The following is a 22,305-nucleotide window of genomic DNA, read 5'->3' on the forward strand; positions in this document are numbered from 1 at the left end:
GGGCCGGCGTGCGTGGATCGATCAGGGCGTGGCCGGCTTGGCGGCGGCCGCGCCGTCGGCCGTGTGCAGGCCCTCGACGTAGCTGGCCAGCGCAGCGATGTCCTTGTCGTCCAGCTTCTTGGCGATCGCCGGCATGATCTTGGCCTGCGCGTCATCGCCCCAGGTGGTGCCGTCGTGCCAGGACTTGAGCGTCTTCTCGACGTACTGCGCGTGCTGGCTGGTCAGCTGCGGATAGGCCGCGCCCGGGTTGCCGCGGCCGTCGATGCTGTGGCACGCCATGCAGGCGGGGATGCCGCGGTCGCTGTCGCCCTGGCGGAACAGCTTCTCGCCCTGCTCGACCAGCGCGGCGTCGGCCACGCCCGGCAGCGACTGCTTGCTGGCGAAATAGGCGCCCAGGTCGTGCATGTCCTGCTCCGACAGCGGGGCGGCCATGCCCATCATGATCGGGTTCTGCCGCTGGGCAGCCTTGAAGTGGGTCAGCTGGCGGACGATGTAGGCCTCGTTCTGGCCGGCCAGCTTGGGGTACTGCGCGTCGGAGGAGTTGCCGTCCATGCCGTGGCAGGCGCCGCAGGCGGCGGCCTTGCCCTGGCCGGTGGCGGCGTCACCGGCCTTCACCGCGGCGGTGGCTTCGGCCGGCGCGGCCGGGTGCGCGGCGGAGGCAGCCGCGGTCGGCGTGGCGGCGGCCTGCTGGCCGTTGTTGGCCGGCGCCGGCGCGGCGCTGCTGACGGCCGGCTTGCCGGCGTGGCTGCTCTGCTTGGCGGCGGCCGCGGTGGCGGGCGCGCGCGTCGCGGGCTTGGCCTCCTGCGCCACGACCACGCTCACCGAGAGCGCGAAGACGAGGGCGACCATGCCCTTCAAGGCAGCAGGCCGGAAACCGGCGGACCGAAAACTCATACACTTGTCTCCCGAAAGACCGCTCACATCCGCCGCGAACCGCTGCCAACATGGCCCGCGGCAGGCAGAAACCGCGGGATTATCCCTGCGCCCACGCATCCGGGTCAAACCGTTCCATGTCCAATCCCCTCAACGGCGCACAGTTCGTGCTGGCCGCCCATCGCATCAGCCAGCTGCCGGCAGACCAAGGCGCGGAGGTGGCCTTCGCCGGCCGCTCCAACGCCGGCAAGTCGAGCGCGCTCAACGCGCTGACCGGGCACAAGGGGCTGGCGCGCACCTCCAAGACGCCGGGCCGCACCCAGCAGATGGTCGCTTTCTCGCTGCCGCCGCTGGCGCAGGGCGAAGGCGCAGAGGCGCCGCTGGACGCACGGCTGATCGACCTGCCCGGCTACGGCTACGCCAAGGTGCCCGAGGAGCTGCGCGAACACTGGAAGCAGGAGATCGACGCCTACCTGCACCGCCGCCAGAGCCTGCGCGGCGTGGTGCTGATCGCCGACATCCGCCACGAGCTGAAGGAATTCGACCGCCTGATGCTCCGCTTCTGCTTCGAGACCGGGCTGCCCTGCCATCTGTTGATGACCAAGGCGGACAAGCTCTCGCGCAACCAGGCGATGCAGGCGCTGGCCGCGGTGCGCAAGGGGTTCGCCGACGGCATGCAGGCGACCGCGCAAGTGTTTTCCTCGGCCGACGGCACCGGCGTGGAGCCGGCGCGCGAAGCGGTGCTCAGGCTGCTGCGCACGCCGCGCGGCTGAGCTTCCGCCCGGCGCGGGCGGCTCAGGCAAGCGATGCCATGAACACCGCGCACAGGGCGGCCATGCCGGCGCGATCGTCCTCGTCGAAGCGGCCCACGCGCGGGCTGTCCACGTCCCACACGCCCAGCAGCGAGCCGTCGGCCTTCACCAGCGGCACCACGATTTCCGACTGCGAAGCCGCGTCGCAGGCGATGTGGCCCTCGAACGCATTGACGTCGCGCACCAGCTGGATCTCCCGCGTCTGCGCCGCCGTGCCACACACGCCACGGCCCAGCGCGATGCGCACGCAGGCCGGCTTGCCCTGGAACGGTCCCACCACCAACTCGGTGCCGTCGAACAGGTAGAAGCCGGCCCAGTTGAGATCGTGCAGGCTGTGGAATACCAGCGCGCTGAAGTTGGCCGCGTTGGCGATCAGGTCGCGCTCGCCCGCGAGCAGGCCGCGCGCCTGGCTGGCGAGCTCAGCGTAGTGTTCGCGCTTGCTGGCGAAGGTGGTCGTGGACAGATGGAACATGGCGCGGCTTCCGGCGACAAAGCCCGTATTATGCGCCGCACGACCAGGGGGGCGGGGAGGAAACATGAGCCTGACCGAACAGCGCGAAGGGATCGAAGCCGGCCGGCTGGACATGCTGGTGGATGGCGCCTTCGCCTTCACCCTGACCTTGCTGGTGATCGGCGGCAACGTCGTACCACGCGGCACGGCCGAGTTGTTGCAGACCCTCGGCAACATTCCCGCCTTCGCGGTGTGCTTCCTGCTCATCATGTTCTTCTGGCACGGCCACGTGCGCTGGCGCCATTGCTGCATGCAGGCCGACGTCACCGGACGCTGGCTGTCGCTGCTGCTGGTGTTCTTCGCGCTGATTTTCGTCTACCCGCTGCACATGATGTTCGCCAGCCTGTTCAACACCTTCAGCGGCGGCGTGCTGCCGAGCGATTTCAAGCTGGTCTCCCTGCGGGACGTGCGCACGCTGTTCGTGGTTTACGGCATCGCCTTCACGTGCATGGCCGGAACGCTGGTACTGCTGTTCGGCCATGCGGCGCGTCGCGCACGTCGGGAAGGACGCTCGCCCCTGGATGCGCAGCGCGAACGACTGGTATGGACGGTGCCGACCGTGCTGGGGCTGGGATCCGCGTTGCTGGCAGTGCTGATGCCGGCCTCGTCTCCCCCGCTGTCGTGGGGTCTGCCGGGCATGCTCTACAGCCTCATGTTCCTGATCGGTCCGCTTACCGCGCGCTTTCGCCGGCGCCACGCACGCGCATGAGCAGGGGACTGTTTATCGCCGGCACCGACACCGGCATCGGCAAGACCCACGCGGCCTGCACGCTGATCCACGCACTGCGCGCGCACTACCCCGGCGTGTGCGGCATGAAGCCGGTGGCGAGCGGCTGCCTGCAGACGCCCGAGGGCCTGCGCAACGAGGACGCACTCGCCCTGCAGGCGGCCGGCGGCAACGCGCTGCCGTACGAGGCGATCAACCCGGTGGCGTTGCGCGAGCCGCTCTCGCCGCACCTGGCGGCGCGGCTGGAGGGTGTCGCCATCGAACTGGCCCCATTGCGCGCGGCGTTCGAGGCGCTGCGCGCGAGCCACGACGCCGTGGTGGTCGAAGGCGTCGGCGGCTGGATGGTGCCGCTCGCGCCCGGCTTGCTGGCCTCGGCCATCCCGCAGCAGTGGAACCTGCCGGTGGTGCTGGTAGTCGGCCTGCGGCTGGGCTGCCTCAACCACGCCCTGCTGAGCGCGCGGGCGATCGAGGCTGACGGCTGCCGCCTGGCCGGCTGGATCGGCAACCGCATCGATCCGGCGATGGCCGCGCTGGAGGACAACCTGGCAACCTTGCGCGAACTCCTGCCCGCGCCCTGCCTGGGCGTGCTGCCGCACGGGCTGGCACCGGCGCAGGCGGCCACTCGGCTGCAACTGGCCGCGCTCAACTAGCGGGCCGAAGTGGCAGCGGCTTCACGCCGCGCATGCTTCCATCCGACTTGGACTTTCGCAGGAGCGCGCATGAGCAGCCGCAATCACTACTACCTTTCGGTCGATGACATCCGCCAGGCGCACGGCGCCGATCCGGCGCTGGCCTGGCAGGGCAGCAGTCCGGACGACCTGGCCGCGACGGTGCAGGAGGCCCTGCGCGGCACCGGCCTGTTCGAGCGCTGGCGCGCGCAGCAGCCGGACCCAGACGAGGTCGACATGAGCCAGGCCGCGACCGATCCGCAGGCAACCGTACGCGCCAAGGTCGCCGACCTGCACGTCGACATGGACCTGGTCACCGACCTGCCGATGCGCGTGGTGCGCCAGCGGCTGGAATGGCTGATCGGCTCGAGCTGGAAGCTGCGCGACATGCGCGCGGCCTGAGCAGGCGCGCGCGCGGTCCGTCTTCCAGCCCTTGGACGTCCCGCCCCAGTGTGGTTAGAGTCGATCGCTTGACTCATCCGTCCGCGCCGCGGACGCCACCCTTGGGGAACCCGATGCCTCGTCTTCGCTTGCTCGTGATCGCCACTTCGATCGCCATGGCCGCCTGTTCGCATTCGTCCAACGAAGCCAACCCGTCCACGCCCGCCCCCGCCGCGAGCGCGCCGGCGGCCGGCGCCAGCACGGCCGAGGTGAACGCCGCCAACCCGTTCTTCGCCGTCAGCACGCTGCCGTTCCAGGCGCCGCCGTTCGACAAGATCAAGGAAGGCGACTACCAGCCGGCGATCGAGGAGGGCATGCGCCAGCACCTGGCCGAGATCGAGAAGATCGCCGACAACCCCGCAGCGCCGACCTTCGAGAACACCTTGGTGGCGATGGAGAAGGCCGGCGCGCTGCTCAAGCGCGCGATGCTCGCCTTCGATGCGGTCACCGGCGCCAACACCTCCGACGCCCTGCAGAAGGTGCAGGAAGAGGAAGCGCCCAGGCTCGCCGCGCACCAGGACGCGATCTATCTCAACCCCAAGCTGTTCCAGCGCATCCAGGCGATCTACGACCAGCGCGACAAGCTGGGCCTGGATGCCGAGTCGCTGCGCCTGGTCGAGGTCACCTACAAGGACTTCGTGCACAACGGCGCCAAGCTATCCGATGCGGACAAGGCCAAGCTGAAGGACCTCAACAAGGAAGAGTCCACCCTCAGCACGCAGTTCACCAACAAGCTGCTGGCCGCGACCAAGGACGGCGCGCTCGTGGTCGATGACAAGGCCAAGCTCGCCGGCCTTTCCGAGGGCGCGCTCGCCGCCGCGGCCAAGGATGCCCAGGGCCGGCACCTCGACGGCAAGTGGCTCGTGCCGCTGCAGAACACCACCCAGCAGCCGGCGCTGCAGGACCTCGGCGATCGCAGCACCCGCGAGGCGCTGTTCAAGGCCTCATGGGACCGCGCCGAAAAGGGCGACGCCAACGACACCCGCGCCACCATCGAGCGCCTCGCGCAGATCCGCGCGACCCAGGCCAAGCTGCTGGGCTACCCGACCTACGCGGCCTGGAAGCTCGAGGACCAGATGGCCAAGACGCCGGACACGGCGATCTCCTTCATGCAGGACCTGGTGCCCGCCGCCACCGGCCGCGCCCAGCGCGAGGCCAAAGACATCCAGGACGTGATCGACGCCCAGCACGGCGGCTTCAAGCTCGCCGCGTGGGACTGGCAGCATTACGCCGAGCAGGTGCGCAAGGCCAAGTACGACCTGGACGAGAACCAGATCAAGCCGTATTTCGAGCTGGACAACGTGCTGCAGAACGGCGTGTTCTATGCGGCCAACCAGCTCTACGGGCTGACCTTCAAGGAGCGCCACGACATCCCGGTCTATCAGCCGGACGTGCGCGTGTTCGAAGTGTTCGACAAGGACGGCACCTCGATGGCGCTGTTCTACTGCGACTACTTCAAGCGCGACAACAAGAACGGCGGCGCCTGGATGAGCAACCTGGTCGAGCAATCCACGCTGCTGGGCACCAAGCCGGTGGTCTACAACGTGGCCAACTTCACCAAGCCGGCGCCGGGGCAGCCCGCGCTGCTGTCGTTCGACGACGTGACCACGATGTTCCACGAGTTCGGCCACGCGCTGCACGGCATGTTCGCCGACACCAAGTACCCCTCGCTGTCCGGCGCCAACACCGCGCGCGACTTCGTCGAGTTCCCCTCGCAGTTCAACGAGCACTGGGCGACCGATCCGAAGGTGTTCGCGCACTACGCGATCAACTACAAGACGCACGAGCCCATGCCGCAGGCGCTGGTCGACAAGATCAAGCAGGCGCGCAACTTCAACAAGGGCTACGACATGACCGAGCTGGTCGCCGCCGCGCTGCTGGACATGGGCTGGCACACCCTGCCGGCCGACGCGCCCAAGCAGGACGCCGACAAGTTCGAGATGGACGTGCTTACCAAGGACAAGATCAACCTGCCCTACGTGCCGCCGCGCTACCGTTCCAGCTACTTCCAGCACATCTGGGGCAACGGCTACGCCGCCGGCTACTACGCCTACCTGTGGACGCAGATGCTGGCCGACGACGGCTTCGAGTGGTTCAAGGAGCACGGCGGCCTGACCCGCGCCAACGGCGACCGCTTCCGCCAGATGGTGCTCTCGCGCGGCAACACCGAGGACCTGGCCAGGATGTACAAGGACTGGCGCGGCAAGGACCCGAGCGTCGAGCCGATGCTGATCGACCGCGGGCTGAAGGAAGCGCCCAAGGGCAACGGGAAGTAAGCGAAAGGGCCGGCGCGAGCCGGCCCTTTTTTTTGACTGCCCGCGCCGAGGTCGCGCGCGACGGTGATCCCGGGCGGATGTCTCTGCTCTGACGCCTCAGTAGGCGAACTCGCGGAACACCGGGTCTACGCTGCCGCCCCACGGGCCGTGAAAGAGTTCGAGCTTGCGTTCCGCCGGCGTCTGGTTGGCTTCGACGATCTCGATCATCGGTTCGAGGAAGATGCCCTCGTCGGCGCCGTTCTTGTTGAGCCGCGCGCGGCGCTTGAGCCCGTGGGAGGCGATCTTCAAGGTTTCACGGGCCAGGTCGCGCACCGAGCCGCGGCGGAACGGCAGCTTCAGCGCCTGCCTGGGCACGCCATCGCGCAATGCGTGGCGCTCCTGCATCGAGAAGTCCTTGACCAGGTCCCACGCCGCATCCAGCGCTTCGTCGTCGTAGAGCAGGCCGACCCACAGCGCGGGCAGGGCGCACAGGCGGTTCCACGGGCCGCCGTCGGCTCCGCGCATTTCCAGGTACTGCTTCAGGCGCACTTCGGGGAAGGCGGTGGTCAGGTGGTCGGCCCAATCCTTCATGGTGGCGCGGGTGCCGGGTACGGCTTCCAGCCGGCCGTCCAGGAAGCGCCGGAAATCCTGGCCGGACAGGTCGATGTAGCGACCGTCCTGGTAGCTGAAGTACATCGGCACGCCCAGCATGTAGTCGACGTAACGCTCGTAGCCGAAGCCCTCGTCGAACACGAAGTCGAGCATGCCGGTGCGGTGCGGATCGGTGTCGGTCCACACCTGCGAGCGGTAGGAGAGGAAGCCGTTGGGCTTGCCTTCGGTGAACGGCGAATCGGCGAACAGCGCGGTGGCGATCGGCTGCAGCGCGAGACTGGCGCGGAACTTCTTGACCATGTCCGCTTCGCTGGAGAAATCCAGGTTGACCTGCACGGTGCAGGTGCGCGTCATCATGTCCAGGCCCAAGTTGCCGACCTTGGGCATGTATTCGCGCATGATCTTGTAGCGGCCCTTGGGCATCCACGGCATCTCGTCGCGGCGCCATTTGGGCTGGAAGCCCATGCCGAGGAAGCCCAGGCCCAGGCCGTCGGCGATCGAGCGGACCTCCTCCAGGTGCGCGTTCACCTCGCAACAGGTCTGGTGGATGGTCTCCAGCGGCGCGCCGGAGAGCTCCAGTTGCCCAGCCGGCTCCAGCGTGATGTTGGCCTTGCCGCGGGTCAGCGCCACCGGCGTCTCGCCCTCGCGGGCGATCTCCCAGCCATAGCGCGCCGCGATGCCTTCCAGCAGCGCGCGGATGCCGCGCTCGCCTTCGTAGGCAGGCGGCCGCAGATCGTCCGTGCGGAAGCCGAACTTCTCGTGCTCGGTGCCGATGCGCCAGTCCTCGCGCGGCTTCTCGCCGGCGGCGAGATAGTCGGCCAGCTGCTGGCGGCTCTCGATCGGGGTGCTCTTTACGGCACTGGGTATGGACACAGGCGACGCCTTGCAGGAGGGGAGCGGCCACTATGGGGTCGCACAGGGCCACGAAAAGGGGGCCCAGCCGAAATAGTGTACGTCGGGGTTCTGGATGGTGCCCGTGAAATGTCGGGTCCGCTGCGCCGGACGCGCTGGTGGATGGCCCCGCTACCGGGCAGGACAGCGCAAGCGCACCGCCAGCCGGTCAGGCAGCCCGGCGCGCTTGCCCAGCACGGCCAGCGATCGAGCCTGGCCGTGGAGATGGGCGCGCCGGTCGAAGTGGCACGAGGTTGCGCCGTGATCCAGTAGCAGCGCCACGATGGCGGCGTTGCCTTGAAGGGTGGCGTCGGTCAGCAGGTCGACCATGTTTGGCGCTGACGGTTGCATGCGTGCGTCGGCGCCCTGCCCGAGGAGCATGCCGACCATGGCCTGATCGCCGCAGCTCACCGCGGCGGCCAGTGCCGGGCCGAAGGTTCGTGCATGCTCGCCCGGGTCATGTTGCTGATGGGCGAGGACCTGCAACTGCGGCGACAGCGCACCCGCGAGAAAGGCGCTCCGGTAGGCGGGGAGCCAGGCGGTCTGGTTGATGGCCGCACCATCGCGCAGCAGCGCCGACGCTTCGGCCTGCCGGCCGGCATACACCGCGGTCAGCATCGCCGCCTGTCGCCATCGCGGCTGCTCGGCCGCGGGCAGCCGACGCAGGCCCGACCGTACCTCGGACAAGCGGCCGTCGATGGCGTCGACCAGCAGTTGTGCGATCTGCGGCGATACGTCCATTGCGCCGTGCAGATACGCCTGGCGTCCCGTCTGCGTTGCCTCGCGGCAAGGCTCGGGTGCCACGGGCAGGCCGGCGGCATGCAGCAAGGGAGCGGACAGCAACCCCAGGACCAGCAAGACCGCGCGACCGGGCATCCGTGCGTCTCCATTGAGAGAGACGGATTCCAACGGAAGTTCGGTCGGGCGGCAAGCGCCCATGAAAAAGGCCGGCACAGGGCCGGCCTCTTCAGGACGTCGCGTATTCAGCGTTTCATCGAGTTGAAGAACTCGTCGTTGGTCTTGGTGTTCTTCATCTTGTCGAGCATGAACTCCATCGCCGCCAGCTCGTCCATCGGATGCAGCAGCTTGCGCAGGATCCAGATTTTCGCCAGGAGATCGGGATCGATCAGCAGATCCTCGCGGCGGGTGCCGGAACGGTTGATGTCGATCGCCGGATAGACGCGCTTTTCGGAAATGCGGCGGGACAAGTGCACTTCCATGTTGCCGGTGCCCTTGAACTCCTCGTAGATCACCTCGTCCATCTTGCTGCCGGTGTCGGTCAGCGCGGTGGCGATGATGGTCAGCGAACCGCCTTCCTCGACGTTGCGCGCGGCGCCGAAGAAGCGCTTGGGCCGCTGCAGCGCGTTGGCGTCGACGCCGCCGGTGAGCACCTTGCCGGAGCTCGGCACCACGGTGTTGTAGGCGCGCGCCAGGCGGGTGATCGAATCGAGCAGGATCACCACGTCGCGCTTGTGCTCGACCAGGCGCTTGGCGCGCTCGATCACCATCTCGGCGACCTGCACGTGGCGCACCGCCGGTTCGTCGAACGTCGAGCTGATGACCTCGGCGCGCACGGTGCGTGCGATCTCGGTCACCTCCTCCGGGCGCTCGTCGATCAGCAGCATGATCAGGTGCACGTCGGGATGGTTGTACTGGATCGACTGGGCGATGTTCTGCAGCATCATCGTCTTGCCGGACTTCGGCTGCGAGACGATCAGGCCACGCTGGCCGCGGCCGATCGGCGCGACCAGGTCCAGGATGCGGCCGGTGATGTCCTCGGTCGAACCGTTGCCGCGCTCGAGATGGAACGCCTTGCGCGGGAACAGCGGCGTCAGGTTCTCGAACAGCATCTTGTTCTTCGACGCCTCCGGCGGATCGCCGTTGATGTCGTCGACCTTGAGCATCGCGAAGTAGCGCTCACCTTCCTTCGGATGGCGCACGCGCCCGGTGATGTAGTCGCCGGTGCGCAGGTTGAAGCGGCGGATCTGGCTGGGGCTGACGTAGATGTCGTCCGGGCCGGCCAGGTAGGACTCGTCCGCCGAGCGCAGGAAGCCGAAGCCGTCCTGCAGGATCTCCAGCACGCCCTCGGCCCAGATGCCGCCGCCGGAGCGGGCGTGCGCCTTGAGGATCGAGAAGATCACGTCCTGCTTGCGCGCGCGCGCCACGCCTTCCTGGATGCCCAGCGATTCGGCGAACTCCAGCAGCTGGATCGCGTTCTTGCGCTTGAGCTCGGTGAGGTTGATCAGGCGGTCGCTGCTGCCGGCGTCGGCGTTCTCGTCGTCCTCGGGCAGGCCGCGCGGGTTGTTGCGGTTGGGCTGGCCCTGGTTGCCGCCGCCGCCCTGGCCACCACCCGGTCCCCCTTGGGGACGCTGGCCGCGCTCATGGCGGCGCCGGCGGCCGCGGCCGTCGCGCTCGTTGCGGTCATTGCGGCGCTCGTTGCCGGCGTTGCCTTGCTGGCCGTTGCCGCCCTGGCCGCCCTCGCGCGATTCCTGCCCGACCCGCTGGCCATGGTCGCCTGGTTCGATCGGCAGGTTGGCCTGCGCGGGTGCGGGTGGTGCCGGGGCAGGGGCAGGAGCCGATGCCGCGGGCGCGGCTGCCGGAGCAGGCGGTGCGGCAGCGGCCGGCGCCGGGCTGGGCCCCGGGGCGGCGGCCTTGTCGGCGGCGGTTTTGCGCGGCGCGCGGGTGCGCGGCGCGTCCGCGCTCTTGGGCTCGGCGCGCTTGGCGTCGGACGGGTCTTGGGTTTCGATATCGGACACGGGCAAACCTCGTTGGGGGCGCCGTTGAGGAAACAGGAGGGAGGACGAGCGTCGCGCGGTACGCGCGGGAGGGGCGAAGCGGACCGCCCCTTTCGGTCGTTCGGGAAATCTAGCACCCGCCGCGCGGCGCCGTAAAGCGCGCGGCAGGGGAGGACGCCTCAGAGCGTCTTGTCGATCATCTGGGCGAGCTGGCCCTTGCTGACGGCGCCGATCTGGGTCGCCTCGACCTTGCCGTGCTTGAACACCATCAGCGTGGGAATGCCGCGCACGCCGTAGGTACGGGGGGTCTTCTGGTTCTCGTCGATGTTCAGCTTGACGATGCGTAGCTTGCCCTCGTACTGCTTGGCCAGTTCGTCCAGCATGGGCGCGATGGCCTTGCACGGGCCGCACCATTCGGCCCAGAAATCGAGCAGGACAGGCGTGTCGGACTCGAGCACTTCCTTCTGGAAGGCATCGTCGTTGACGTGGGTGATCAGGTCGCTCACCAGGATCTCCGTGGGTTGCGTGGAAAGGGGCCGGGACCGCGCAGCCGGCACCGGCTACGTGCATCGGCTACACTGGGGCGCCCATGTTGCGCGGGCTCCAACCGGAAGACTGCGGGGATTTGCCGTTGCGGCAGGCCTCCATTCCAGCGTAACTCGGGTCGCGATTCAAGCGATTCAAGGGCGGCGACGGAGGGTTCCGTTGTCATAGGCGAGCGGATCGGCCGCGCCGGCCCGTTCGCCTATGCCAGCGGGACCGTCGGTCGCAGGCTTCCACCGGCGGAGTTGAGCGACGGTGCGCGCGCCGGACCGGTCCCGACGGATCGGCAGGGCGCACGCGCGGTCGGCCGCCCCGCAACCTTCAACCGTTCCGCGCCTGCCTGGCCGCGGAGCCGGGCCCGCTTCGTGGCCCGCACCCCACTTCTGATGACTCCATGTCCCAAACCGTACTGACCGACACCTTCTTTACCAACTTCGACCTCCACCCGCTGTTGCAGCAAGGCCTCGCCGAGGCCGGCTTCACCCGCTGCACGCCGATCCAGGCGCTGACCCTGCCGGTGGCGCTGACCGGCCGCGACGTCGCCGGCCAGGCGCAGACCGGCACCGGCAAGACCTGCGCCTTCCTCGTCTCGCTGATGAACCGCCTGCTGACCCAGCCGGCGGTGGCCGAGCGCAAGGACTCCGACCCCCGCGCGCTGATCATCGCGCCGACCCGCGAGCTGGCCATCCAGATTGACAAGGATGCGCGGAACGTCGGCCGCTACACGGGCCTGAAGACCGCGCTGATCTATGGCGGCGTCGACTACGACAAGCAGCGCCAGCAGCTCAAGGACGGCTGCGACATCATCATCGCCACGCCCGGCCGCCTGCTCGACTACTACAAGCAGCAGGTTTTCGGTTTCAACGGCGTCGAGGTGATGGTGGTCGACGAAGCCGACCGCATGTTCGACCTAGGGTTCATCAAGGACGTGCGCTTCATCTTCCGCCGCCTGCCGGCGCGCGAGCAGCGCCAGGTGCTGCTGTACTCGGCCACGCTCAGCCACCGCGTGCTGGAACTCGCCTACGAGCACATGCACGAGGCCGAAAAGCTGGTGGTGGAAACCGACAACGTCACCGCCGACAAGGTGCGCCAGGTCGTCTACTTCCCGGCCAAGGAAGAAAAGATGCCGCTGCTGCTCAACCTGCTGGAGCGGGAAAAGCCCAGCCGCAGCATCGTCTTCGTCAACACCAAGGCCGCCGCCGAGCGCATCACCGAGCGCGTCAAGCGCCAGGGTTACCGCGTCGGCGCGCTGTCCGGCGACGTGCCGCAGCTCAAGCGCCAGAAGCTGCTGCAGCGCTTCCAGGACGGCCAGCTCGACATGCTGGTGTGCACCGACGTGGCCGCGCGCGGCCTGCACATCCCGGCGGTCAGCCACGTCTTCAACTACGACCTGCCGCAGGACGCCGAGGACTACGTCCACCGCATCGGCCGCACCGCGCGCCTGGGCGCCGAGGGCGACGCGGTGAGCTTCGCCTGCGACCTTTACGCGATGAGCCTGCCCGAGATCGAGGTCTACATCGGGCAGAAGATCCCGGTGGCGACGGTCGAGCCGGACATGCTGATCATGCCCAAGCCGCGCGCGGTCGATCCGCAGTTCGCCGCGGACGCGGCGGCTGACAGCGCGCAGTTCGGCGACAAGGTCGAGCCGCGCGGCGACGAGCGCAAGGGCCCGCGCAGCGGTTCGCGCCAAGGCGGGCGCGGTGGCGAACGTGGTCCGCGCGAAGGCCGCGCGCCACGCCCGCCGCGTGCGGAGGGCGAAATCGCCGCGGCGACCGAGCCGCAACCGGGTGTGGTGGCCGTCGATGCGGCTGCGCCGGCCGGTGGCCCGGCGCAGGAAGGTGGCGAGGGCGCGCACAAGCGTCGCCGTCGCCGCGGCGGCCGCGGCCGTCGCCGCGAGGGCGGCGAAAACGCGGCGCCGCAGGTGCAGGCTCCGATCGAAAACCGCACGCCGCACGGTGAGCGCAAGCCGCCGCGCGAACGCGCCGCGGCCGCCCCGTCGCGGCCCTCGCGCCAGGTGGCGGTGCAGTCGGGCGTGAACGAGCCGGCCAAGAAACCGGGCTTCTTCCGCCGCCTCACGCGCCTGTTCACCGGCCGCTGAGCGTGCCTTTGATCCTTCTCCCCCTCCAGGGAGAAGGTGCCCCGAAGGGGCGGCGCCCCCGGTGGGCTCGATCAGGACTATGTTTCGACGTGGCTCTTCCGCAAGGGCATCCCCCACCCGGCCCTCTACCCGGAGCGGCGAGGGAGCTTGATCTGCGAAACACGTGGATTCCGCACGTGCATGGCACCAACCACCGCGGCATCCCTTATCCTTGCCGCTGGTGCGGGATAAGGGGCCAGATGCGGTGATCCGCTTCGACCAGGTGAGCAAACGCTACGAGGGCGGCCACGAGGCGCTCTCGCAATTGTCCTTCGAGGTGGCGGCCGGCGAGATGGCCTTCGTCACCGGCCATTCCGGCGCCGGCAAGAGCACACTGCTCAAGCTGATCGCCCTGATCGAGCGCCCCTCGCACGGGCAGATCGTGGTCGACGGGCAAGCCCTGGCCAAGGTCGGGCGCGGCGGCATCCCTAAGCTGCGCCGCCGCCTGGGCATGGTGTTCCAGGACCATCGCCTGCTGATGGACCGCTCGGTGTTCGCCAATGTCGAGCTGCCGCTGATGATCGGCGGCATCGCGCCGGCCGAGCGCAGCCGCCGCGTGCGCGCGGCGCTGGAGAAGGTCGGCCTGTTGTCCTACGAGCGCCAGTTGCCCGATTCGCTCTCCACCGGCGAGCAGCAGCGCGTGGGCATCGCGCGCGCCATCGTGGCGCGTCCGGCCGTGCTGATCGCCGACGAGCCGACCGGCAACCTCGATCCCCAGCTGGCGGTCGAGATCATGGGGCTGTTCGCCGAGTTCCAGGAGCTGGGTACCACCGTGCTGGTCGCCAGCCACGATCTGCCGCTGATCAAGCGCATGCACAAGCGCGTGGTGGTGCTCGACCATGGCCGGCTGGTCGCCGACATCGCGGCGGAGGAGGTGCTGTGAACGCGCCGGCCGTGACGGACAAGACCGCTCCGCGCAGCGAGCGCAGCCAGGCGCGCCGTTTCGGCGGCTGGCGCGAACACCACGGCTGGAGCGCGGTGGCGAGCCTGCGCCGGCTCGGCGCCCGCCCGCTCGGCACGCTGATGACCGTGGCCGTGCTGGGCCTGGCGCTGGCCTTGCCGCTGGCCTTCTACCTGCTGCTGGCCAACGTGCAATCGATGGGCAACGCCCTGGGCCGCAACCCGGCGATCAGCGTGTTCCTCAAGGCCGACCAGGCGGGCGCGCAGGCCAATCTGCTGGCCGGCGAGCTGCGCGGCCGCAGCGGGGTGGCCGCTGTGACCATCAAGACGCCGCAGCAGGGTCTGGACGAGCTGGCCGCCCTGCAGGGTTTCTCCGGAGCGGTGCACGCGCTGGACGACGCCAATCCGTTGCCGTGGGTTCTGGTGGTGCAACCCCAGGCCGGGCTGGATGCGCCAGCGGTCGATGCGCTGGTCCAATCGCTGCGTAGCGAACGTGCGGTCGACCTGGTGCAGGACAGCGGCCAGTGGCGGCAGCGGCTCGATGCGCTGCTGGGCATGGGCCACCGCGTGGTGCTGGTGCTCGCCGGCCTGCTCGCGCTGGCGGCGTTGCTGGTGGTCGGCAACACCGTGCGTACCGACATCGCCAGCCGCAGCGAGGAGATCGGCGTGCTGCTGCTGGTCGGCGCCAGCCGCGCCTTCGTGCGGCGGCCCTATCTCTACGCCGGCATCTGGTATGGCCTGATCGGCGGCGTGCTGGCCTCGCTGCTGGCGTTGGCGATCGAACTGGCGTTGGCAGGCCCCGCCGCCGAGCTCGATCGCGCCTATGGCGGAGCGTTGACGCTCGGCGCGTTGCCCTGGTGGCTGCTGCTGGCCGCGCCGCTGGCGGCGGCCGCGCTCGGCTGGCTCGGCGCCCGGCTGGTCAGTGCCTGGCAGCTGCGCCAGGCAGCCTGATGGATCGTTGCGCGGGTGACCGCCTTCGCAACCGGCGCCGGCACGATGATGCAAGATAGCGCCGGCGTGCGCGCGGGGCGCACGATGGGGTATTCGATGTGGATGGGTGGGGCATGAATGCAGGCATCGGCGGCCGCAGCGCCGGCACCGCTCCGCGGGTGCTGGTGGTCGACGGCTCCAAGGTGGTGCGTCAGTTGATCGCCCGCGTGCTGCAGGCCGAGTTGCCGGAAGCCGAGCTGGTCGGCTGCGGCAGCGGCGCCGAGGCGCGCGAGCTGCTCGGCCAGGGGCCGTTCGACTTCATCACCATCGCGCTGCGCCTGCCCGACATGGACGGACTCGAGCTGGCCCGCCACGTGCGCGAGTCCGCACAGGCCTACGTGCCCATCGTGGTCGTCTCCGGCGACGTCGACACCCGCCTGCACAAGCGCACCCTGGGCGAGCACGTCACCGACTATTTCGACAAGGCGCTGGGCTTCCAGGCCCTGGCCGACTTCATCCGCGGCTACGTGCGGCCGGAGGCCACCGCCGAGGGCACCGTGCTGTACGTGGAGGACAGCCGCGTGGTCGCGCTGGCCACCCGCCGCATGCTGGAGAAGATCGGCCTGACCGTGCGCCACGTGGTCAGCGTGGAGGATGCCCTGGCCATGCTGGAGACCGATCGCGCGCAGGGCCAGATCGGCGCCGACGTGGTGCTCACCGATGTCAGCCTGAAGGGCGAGCTCACCGGCGGCGACCTGCTCGAGCGCATCCGCACCCAGTTCGGCTACGGCAAGGGCCAGCTGCCGGTGCTGGTGATGACCGGTGACGAGAATCCGGCCAACCAGGCTGCGCTGCTGCGCGCCGGGGCGAACGACCTGGTCGAGAAACCGGTGGAGGAGAAGCTGCTGGTGACCAAGCTGCTGTTCCAGTTGCGGGTGGCCAAGCACCTGCGCACGCGGAACCAGGACGCGTCGTGAGCGAGCTCGCCGAAGCCGAGCGGATCCGCCTGGAGCCCTCGTGGAAGGCGCGCCTGGGCGGGATCCTCGAACAGCCCCAGATGCGCGCGCTGGCGGAATTCCTGCGTAGCGAAAAGCGCGCCGGCAAGGTGCTCTATCCGCCCGGGCCGGAGATTTTCAACGCTTTTGCCCATACCCCCTTCGACGCCGTGCGCGTGGTGATCCTGGGTCAGGATCCCTACCACGGCCCCGGCCAGGCGCACGGCCTGTGTTTCTCGGTGCGGCCGGGCGTGCCGGTGCCGCCGTCGCTGCAGAACATCTTTGCCGAGATCGAGCGCGACCTGGGCCTTCCACGCCCCGGCCACGGCTGCCTGACGTCCTGGGCCGACCAGGGCGTCCTGCTGCTCAACAGCGTCATGACGGTCGAGCAGGGCCGTGCCGGCGCGCACCAGAACAAGGGCTGGGAGGGCTTTACCGACGCCGCCATCGAGGCGCTCAACCGCGAGCGCGAGGGGCTGGTCTTCATGCTCTGGGGCGCCTATGCGCAGCGCAAGGGCAAGCTGGTCGACCCGCACCGGCACCTGGTGTTGAGTTCGGTCCATCCCTCGCCGTTGTCGGCGCACCGCGGCTTCATCGGCAATGGGCACTTTTCCGCCGCCAACCGCTACCTGGAAAGCCGCGGGCAGACGCCGATCGACTGGTCCCTGCCGCCGCGCGCAACCTTGCAGGGCTGACGCGCCCGGACGCTAGATCTCCGTCCACATGCGCAGCAGGTTCGCATGGGACTTGCTGATGGCATCGAAGGTGGCGCTCTTGCCCTCGCGGCCGAAGACGTGCCGCTTGGCGTTGTCCAGGTCCCACAGCACTTCGCGCCGGGCCGGATCGCGCACCTGGCTTTGCACCCAGATGATCGCGGCATGCCGCGTTCCCTGGGTGACTGGTGCCACGTGATGCAGGGTATTGGCCGGGTAGGCGATGGCGGCGCCTGCTTCCAGCTTGAACTCGCCACCCATGCCCAAGGTGTGCACCACCAGCTCGCCGCCGTTGTACGAGCGCGGGTCGGAAAGGAAAACCGTGATCGCCACGTCGCTGCGGACGGCGCTGCCCATGCCTCCCATGACCGGGGCGTCGACATGGGGGCCGTACTGCATGCCCACGTCGTACCGGTTGAACAGCACCTGCGACATCGCCGCCGGCAACAGTGCCGTCTGCAGCATGCCGTTGCGCAGGAAGGCATTGCGCACGATGTCCTGCATCGCGGGCAACCGGTTGCTGTCGAGGTTGACCTGCAGGTTCTTCTTCACCTCGCGTGCCGACCAGCCGGCCGTCGTGGCGCCATCGACGAACGCGGCGCCCTTGAGCTCGGCCTGCAGCACCTGCAGCTCATCGGCGGCCAGGACGTTCGGAATACACAGAATCAAGGCGATGTCCCCTGGAGGTCGGAAGGTCGTGCGGCAGAAAAGAGCCGTGCATTCCGCTGAGTATAGTGAGCGGCATGGGCCCATACGCATGATTGGCATTGCCGCGGCGACCGGGCGCCGCCGTCCGTACCGCCGGGCGGCGATCCACTGCAGCTGTCGCGAGCCTGCTCGACAGACGCGGCCCGTCAGTTCACGGTCGATAGATCGCCGGTATGAACAATGGGCGCATGACCGAACGGCGGGGCTGGCAATGCCGCCCATATTGCTGTACGATTCGGTACAATAAATCCCGCAGCCGAACTTCTCGACTCTTTAGCACTCTCAACAGTGGAGTGCTAAGCTGCGATTTACTTACCGGAGGTTCCAAATGTCCCAAGCCTTGGTGACCGCCAACCTGCCGATCCCCAGCGTCGTTGGCAGTCTGGATGCCTACATCTCTGCGGTGCACCGCATTCCGGTGCTCAGCCACGACGAGGAGCAGGCGCTGGCGCGCCGCTTCAACGAGGAAAACGACCTCGACTCGGCCAAGAAGCTGGTGATGTCGCATCTGCGATTCGTGGTGCACGTGGCCCGTGGTTATTCGGGCTACGGCCTGCAACTGGGCGACCTCATCCAGGAAGGCAACATCGGCCTGATGAAGGCGGTCAAGCGCTTCGATCCCGACCAGGGCGTTCGCCTGGTCAGTTTCGCGGTGCACTGGATCCGCGCCGAGATGCACGAATTCATCCTGCGCAACTGGCGCATCGTGAAGGTCGCCACCACCAAGGCGCAGCGCAAGCTGTTCTTCAACCTCCGCAAAAGCAAGAAGCGCCTGGGCTGGATGAACGCCGAGGAAGTGCGCGTGGTGGCCAAGGACCTCGGCGTGCCGGAGGCGACCGTGCGCGAGATGGAATCGCGCCTGTCCGGCCGCGACATCGGTTTCGAGGCGCCCGCCGACGCCGATGACGACGCCAAGCCCGCACCCGAGGCGTTCCTGGTCGACGATGGCGCCGATCCGTACGAAAACGTGGCCGATGCCGACCAGGCCGACAACCAGATGGACACGCTCTCCACGGCGCTGGCCAGGCTCGACGAACGCTCGCGCGACATCATCCAGCGACGTTGGCTCAACGAGAACAAGGCCACGCTGCAGGACCTGGCTGACGAGTACGGCGTGTCGGCCGAGCGCATCCGCCAGGTCGAGGCCAACGCGATGAAGAAGATGCGCGCCCTGTTCTAGGGTCTAGGGAACGCGCTTCATGTAACGACAGCGGCGGCCCCCTCGTGGGGCCGCCTTCTTTTGTTGACTCTGCTCTCTGTCTCTCTCTCCCTATCTCTCCCTATCTCTCCCTCGAGGAAGAGCAGGGAGCAAAGCTCAGAGCCGCTCGGCCAGCAGTTTCTCCAGCTGCCGCTGGTCCGCGGCGAACTTGCGGATGCCGTCGGACAGCTTATCGCTGGCCATCGCGTCTTCGTTCATGCCCCAGCGGAAACGCGCCTCGTCCATCGCCGGCGGGCGTTCGGTACGGGTGCCGTCCGCCGCGAGGCGGCGCGGCAGGTCCTCGCTGGAGGCTTCCAGCTCCTTGAGCAGGTCGGGGCTGATGGTCAGCCGATCGCAACCGGCCAGGGCCTGGATCTGACCCACGTTGCGAAAGCTGGCGCCCATCACCACGGTCTTGTAGCCGTGGGTCTTGTAGTACTGGTAGATCCGGCGCACCGACTGCACGCCCGGATCTTCGTCGGGCGCGTACTGCTTCACACCGGTATTGGCGACATACCAGTCCATGATGCGGCCGACGAAGGGCGAGATCAGGAACACGCCCGCCTCGGCGCTGGCGACCGCCTGCTCGAAGGCGAACAGCAGGGTCATGTTGCACTGGATGCCGCGCCGTTCGAGCTCGCGTGCGGCGCGCACGCCCTCCCACGTGGTGGCCAGCTTGATCAGCACGCGGTCGCGCTTGACGCCGGCATCCTCGTACAGGCCGATGAGCCGCTCGGCCTTGGCGATGCTGGCGTCGGTGTCGAACGACAACCGCGCGTCCACCTCGGTGGAGACCCGCCCGGGGACCAGCTCCAGAATCTTGCGCCCGACCGCCACCGCCAGATGGTCGCCGGCGTCCACCAGCTGCTGTTCGCGCGAACGGCTGCGCGCGCGCGCCCAGTCGAGCGTTTCCTCGAGCAGCGGCGCATACGCGCTCTGCGTGACGACCTTGAGCAGCAGCGAGGGATTGGTGGTGGCGTCGACCGGCTTGTAGCGGGCGATCGCCTCGATGTCGCCGGTATCGGCGACCACGGTGGTGTACTGGCGCAGTTGTTCGAGTTGGGAAGGCACGTTGGGATCCGGAAGCTTGGGAAACGTTAGGAGGAGCGCTCCTGCGCGGGCGGAGAAGCATCGGCGTCGGTTCCGCTGACGATGCGGGCGTGGCGCTGGCAGGTCCGATAGGCCCAGTCCAGCAGCACCACCAACCGGTTATGGAAGCCGATCAGGAAGTAGATGTGGGCGACCAGCCATGCCCACCATGCGGGCGGGCCCGACAGCCGACCGCCCGAATTGTGCCACCGCGGCCATGCGGCCGGTGGTGGCGAGCGCGCCCTGGTCGCGGTAGTGGAACGGAGCAGGCGTCGAATCGGCGTCGATGCGTGCGCGGACGCATCGGGCGACGTCGATGCCCATCTGCCTGGCCGCGGTCGCGACGCCCGGTACCAGCGGGCGGTCGCCTCTAGTAGAGGTCGATCGGGTCCACGTCCAGCGACCAGCGCACCCGGCGCGCCGAGGGCAGGTCGGCCAGCGCTCGCTGCCACGGACGGAGCACCGCGTGCAGCGGACCGCGCACGTCCGCCTCGAGCAGCAGCTGGCCGCGATGGCGGCCGGCGCGCAGCGGCATCGGCGCAGGCATCGGGCCGGCCACGCGCAGCGCGGGATTGGCCGGCAGCGCGGCGTGCGCCTCGGCGAGGAAGGCATCCACCGCGGCGTGCTGGTGGGCTTCCACGCGCAGCAGTGCCTGGTGGCTGTAAGGCGGCAGCATGGCCTGGCGGCGCTCGGCCAGCAGGCCCCGCGCCGCGGCGGCATAGCCGTGCGCGAGCAGGCCGCGCAGCAAGGGATGGTCCGGGTGATGGGTCTGCAGCAGCACGCGGCCGGGCTTGCGTGCGCGGCCGGCGCGGCCGGCCACCTGCACGACCAGCTGCGCCAGCCGTTCGCCGGCGCGGAAATCCACGCTGAACAGGCCTTCGTCCACGCCCACGATCGCCACCAGCGTGAGGTTGGGCAGGTCGTGCCCCTTGGCCAGCATCTGCGTGCCGACCAGGATCGCCGGCTGTCCGTCGCCGAGGCCGCCCAGCAATTGCTCGAACGCATCGCGACGACGCGTGGTCTCGCGATCGATGCGCAGCACCGGTACGTCCGGGAAATGCGCGGCGAGGGCTTCTTCCAGCCTTTCGGTGCCCTGGCCCTGTGGCTTGAGGTCGGCGGCGCCGCAGGACGGGCACGCCGGGGGGACGGCGGCGTGGCGGTCGCAGTGATGGCAGACCAGCACGCGGCGCCGCGCGTGCAGCGTGAGGGGGCGCTCGCAGCGCGGGCACTCGGCGTGCCAGCCGCAGGCATGGCAGAGCAGCACCGGCGCGTAGCCCCGGCGGTTCTTGAACACCAGCGCCTGCTCGCCGCGCCCGACCGTGTCGGCCACCGCCGCGAGCAGGGCCGGCGAGAGGCCGTGGTCTAGCCGCTGCGCGCGCATGTCGATGATCTGCACCTGCGGCGGGTGCGCCGCGGCGGGCCGGGCCCGCAGATGCGATGCCTGGTAGCGCCCGGCCAGGACGTTGGCCAGCGTTTCCAGCGACGGCGTGGCCGAGCCCAGCAGCACCGGCACGCCCAGGGCGCGACCGCGCACCAGCGCCAGGTCGCGCGCGTGGTAGCGGAAGCCCTCCTGCTGCTTGTAGGCGCCGTCGTGCTCCTCGTCGACGACGATCAGGCCGGCCTGGGGCAGCGGCGTGAACACCGCCGAGCGGGTGCCCAGCACCACGCGTGCCTCGCCGCTGCGCGCGCGCAGCCAGGCGCGCGCGCGCTCGCCTTCGGCGAGATTGGAGTGGATCACCTCCACCGGCACGCCCAGGCGCTCGCGCAGGCGGCGGACGGTCTGTGGCGCCAGCCCGATCTCCGGCACCAGCAGCAGGCTCTGCCGGCCCGCGGCGAGTGCCTGGGCGATCAGCGCCAGGTAGACCTCGGTCTTGCCGCTGCCGGTGACGCCATCGAGCAGGAAGGGCTGGAAGCGGCCGAACGCGCCGGCCACGGCAGCCACCGCCGCGGCCTGCTCGGCGCCCAACACGGGTGCGGGCATGGCCGTCGCGATGTCCGCGGCGCCCGCGTGCCGTTCGATCAGCCCCGTCTCCTGCAGCCGGCGCGCGGCGGCGCGCCAGCCGGACAGGGCGAGGTCGAGCTGGCCGGCGTCCCGTGGCGCCGCGGCCAGGATGTCGAGCAGCGCCCGGCTGGCGCCGCGCCGGCTGCCGGCGTCGCGCGCGCTCTGCCCGGCGGCGGTGAGCGCATAGAGGAGCTCGGCGGCTTCCGGCAGCGGCCGCGGCTCGCGCAATGCCAGCGGCAGCGCGTTGGCATAGGCCTCGCCGGGAGCGGCCAGCCAGTAGTCGGCGGCCCAGGCCAGGGTATGCATCAGCTCGCCGTCGAGCAGCGGGCCTTCGTCCAGCGTGCGCAGCACGCTGCGCAGGCGCGTGCCTGCCACGCTGGCTTCGACCCCGGCGGCCACCACCACGCCGACCATCTTCTTGCGCCCGAACGGCACCAGCACGCGGCTACCGACGGCCACGCCGCCTGCGGGCGGCAGGTAATCGAACAGGCGGGCGAGCGGAACCGGCAGGGCGACGCGGACGACGGCGGGCATGGCGACCTCGAGGGCGGGCCAGTGTAGCGGC

Annotated in this window: 20 protein-coding genes; 11 read left to right on the top strand and 9 right to left on the bottom strand. The window is 69.3% G+C overall.

Annotation, left to right across the window (positions count from 1 at the left end; all coding sequences use genetic code 11):
- Window positions 1-21 precede the first annotated feature (21 nt).
- Entirely contained in the window at window positions 22-615 is a 594-nt protein-coding gene (locus VGU03_RS14570; RefSeq protein WP_414655970.1) for a c-type cytochrome, read from the bottom strand.
- Between the two features lie 395 nt (window positions 616-1,010).
- Between VGU03_RS14570 and yihA the strand changes: the two genes are divergently transcribed.
- Window positions 1,011-1,646, top strand: a complete 636-nt coding sequence (gene yihA, locus VGU03_RS14575; RefSeq protein WP_327481734.1) for a ribosome biogenesis GTP-binding protein YihA/YsxC — start codon at window positions 1,011-1,013, stop codon at window positions 1,644-1,646.
- 22 nt (window positions 1,647-1,668) lie between these two features.
- Here yihA and VGU03_RS14580 read toward each other — a convergent pair whose 3' ends face one another.
- Entirely contained in the window at window positions 1,669-2,157 is a 489-nt protein-coding gene (locus VGU03_RS14580; RefSeq protein WP_327481735.1) for a GAF domain-containing protein, read from the bottom strand.
- Between the two features lie 64 nt (window positions 2,158-2,221).
- Here VGU03_RS14580 and VGU03_RS14585 point away from each other — a divergent pair, with 64 nt between their 5' ends.
- The 4 genes from VGU03_RS14585 to dcp all read left to right on the top strand — a co-directional run bounded on the left by VGU03_RS14585 (window position 2,222) and on the right by dcp (window position 6,308).
- A complete protein-coding gene (locus tag VGU03_RS14585) occupies window positions 2,222-2,905 on the top strand; it encodes a TMEM175 family protein (protein ID WP_327481736.1) in 684 nt (227 codons plus the stop codon).
- A complete protein-coding gene (gene bioD / locus VGU03_RS14590; RefSeq protein WP_327481738.1) occupies window positions 2,902-3,573 on the top strand; it encodes a dethiobiotin synthase in 672 nt (223 codons plus the stop codon). Before VGU03_RS14585 ends, bioD begins: the two co-directional genes overlap by 4 nt.
- A 69-nt stretch (window positions 3,574-3,642) precedes the next feature.
- Complete coding sequence (locus tag VGU03_RS14595) at window positions 3,643-3,993, top strand: hypothetical protein (protein ID WP_327481740.1); 351 nt, start codon at window positions 3,643-3,645, stop codon at window positions 3,991-3,993.
- Between the two features lie 113 nt (window positions 3,994-4,106).
- Entirely contained in the window at window positions 4,107-6,308 is a 2,202-nt protein-coding gene (gene dcp, locus VGU03_RS14600) for a peptidyl-dipeptidase Dcp (RefSeq protein WP_327481742.1), read from the top strand.
- A gap of 96 nt (window positions 6,309-6,404) precedes the next feature.
- Here the strand turns inward: dcp and VGU03_RS14605 are convergent, their stop codons facing one another.
- From VGU03_RS14605 to trxA, 4 genes are all read right to left on the bottom strand, one after another.
- Window positions 6,405-7,772, bottom strand: coding sequence for a glutamate--cysteine ligase (locus VGU03_RS14605; protein ID WP_327481744.1), 1,368 nt, complete (start codon window positions 7,770-7,772; stop codon window positions 6,405-6,407).
- 150 nt (window positions 7,773-7,922) lie between these two features.
- Window positions 7,923-8,666, bottom strand: coding sequence for a hypothetical protein (locus VGU03_RS14610; RefSeq protein ID WP_327481746.1), 744 nt, complete (start codon window positions 8,664-8,666; stop codon window positions 7,923-7,925).
- Window positions 8,667-8,773: 107 nt separating this feature from the next.
- Entirely contained in the window at window positions 8,774-10,546 is a 1,773-nt protein-coding gene (rho, locus tag VGU03_RS14615) for a transcription termination factor Rho (RefSeq protein ID WP_327481748.1), read from the bottom strand.
- 158 nt (window positions 10,547-10,704) lie between these two features.
- Window positions 10,705-11,034, bottom strand: coding sequence for a thioredoxin TrxA (gene trxA / locus VGU03_RS14620; protein ID WP_327482128.1), 330 nt, complete (start codon window positions 11,032-11,034; stop codon window positions 10,705-10,707).
- Between the two features lie 428 nt (window positions 11,035-11,462).
- On the opposite strand from trxA, the gene VGU03_RS14625 reads away from it, so the two are divergent.
- From VGU03_RS14625 to ung, 5 genes are all read left to right on the top strand, one after another.
- Window positions 11,463-13,166 (top strand): DEAD/DEAH box helicase, encoded by a 1,704-nt coding sequence (locus VGU03_RS14625; RefSeq protein ID WP_327481750.1) that lies wholly within the window; start codon window positions 11,463-11,465, stop codon window positions 13,164-13,166.
- Between the two features lie 244 nt (window positions 13,167-13,410).
- Entirely contained in the window at window positions 13,411-14,088 is a 678-nt protein-coding gene (ftsE, locus tag VGU03_RS14630) for a cell division ATP-binding protein FtsE (RefSeq protein WP_327481752.1), read from the top strand.
- The gene (ftsX, locus tag VGU03_RS14635) at window positions 14,085-15,056 is read left to right on the top strand and encodes a permease-like cell division protein FtsX (RefSeq protein WP_327481754.1); all 972 of its coding nucleotides are present in this window, start codon (window positions 14,085-14,087) and stop codon (window positions 15,054-15,056) included. The genes ftsE and ftsX overlap by 4 nt, the downstream gene beginning before the upstream one ends.
- A gap of 113 nt (window positions 15,057-15,169) precedes the next feature.
- A complete protein-coding gene (locus VGU03_RS14640) occupies window positions 15,170-16,012 on the top strand; it encodes a response regulator (protein WP_327481756.1) in 843 nt (280 codons plus the stop codon).
- Entirely contained in the window at window positions 16,009-16,725 is a 717-nt protein-coding gene (gene ung, locus VGU03_RS14645; RefSeq protein ID WP_327481758.1) for a uracil-DNA glycosylase, read from the top strand. The genes VGU03_RS14640 and ung overlap by 4 nt, the downstream gene beginning before the upstream one ends.
- Before the next feature lie 12 nt (window positions 16,726-16,737).
- Here ung and VGU03_RS14650 read toward each other — a convergent pair whose 3' ends face one another.
- A complete protein-coding gene (locus VGU03_RS14650; protein WP_327481760.1) occupies window positions 16,738-17,412 on the bottom strand; it encodes a Fe2+-dependent dioxygenase in 675 nt (224 codons plus the stop codon).
- A gap of 367 nt (window positions 17,413-17,779) precedes the next feature.
- Here VGU03_RS14650 and rpoH point away from each other — a divergent pair, with 367 nt between their 5' ends.
- Complete coding sequence (gene rpoH / locus VGU03_RS14655) at window positions 17,780-18,631, top strand: RNA polymerase sigma factor RpoH (protein ID WP_327481762.1); 852 nt, start codon at window positions 17,780-17,782, stop codon at window positions 18,629-18,631.
- Window positions 18,632-18,766: 135 nt separating this feature from the next.
- Here the strand turns inward: rpoH and tal are convergent, their stop codons facing one another.
- Both tal and VGU03_RS14670 read right to left on the bottom strand, forming a co-directional pair.
- Entirely contained in the window at window positions 18,767-19,720 is a 954-nt protein-coding gene (gene tal, locus VGU03_RS14660; protein WP_327481764.1) for a transaldolase, read from the bottom strand.
- 388 nt (window positions 19,721-20,108) lie between these two features.
- Window positions 20,109-22,274, bottom strand: a complete 2,166-nt coding sequence (locus tag VGU03_RS14670) for a primosomal protein N' (RefSeq protein ID WP_327481766.1) — start codon at window positions 22,272-22,274, stop codon at window positions 20,109-20,111.
- Between the last annotated feature and the right edge of the window lie 31 nt (window positions 22,275-22,305).

The organism is Frateuria sp. (assembly GCF_035944355.1).
Classification (GTDB): Bacteria; Pseudomonadota; Gammaproteobacteria; order Xanthomonadales; family Rhodanobacteraceae; genus Frateuria_A.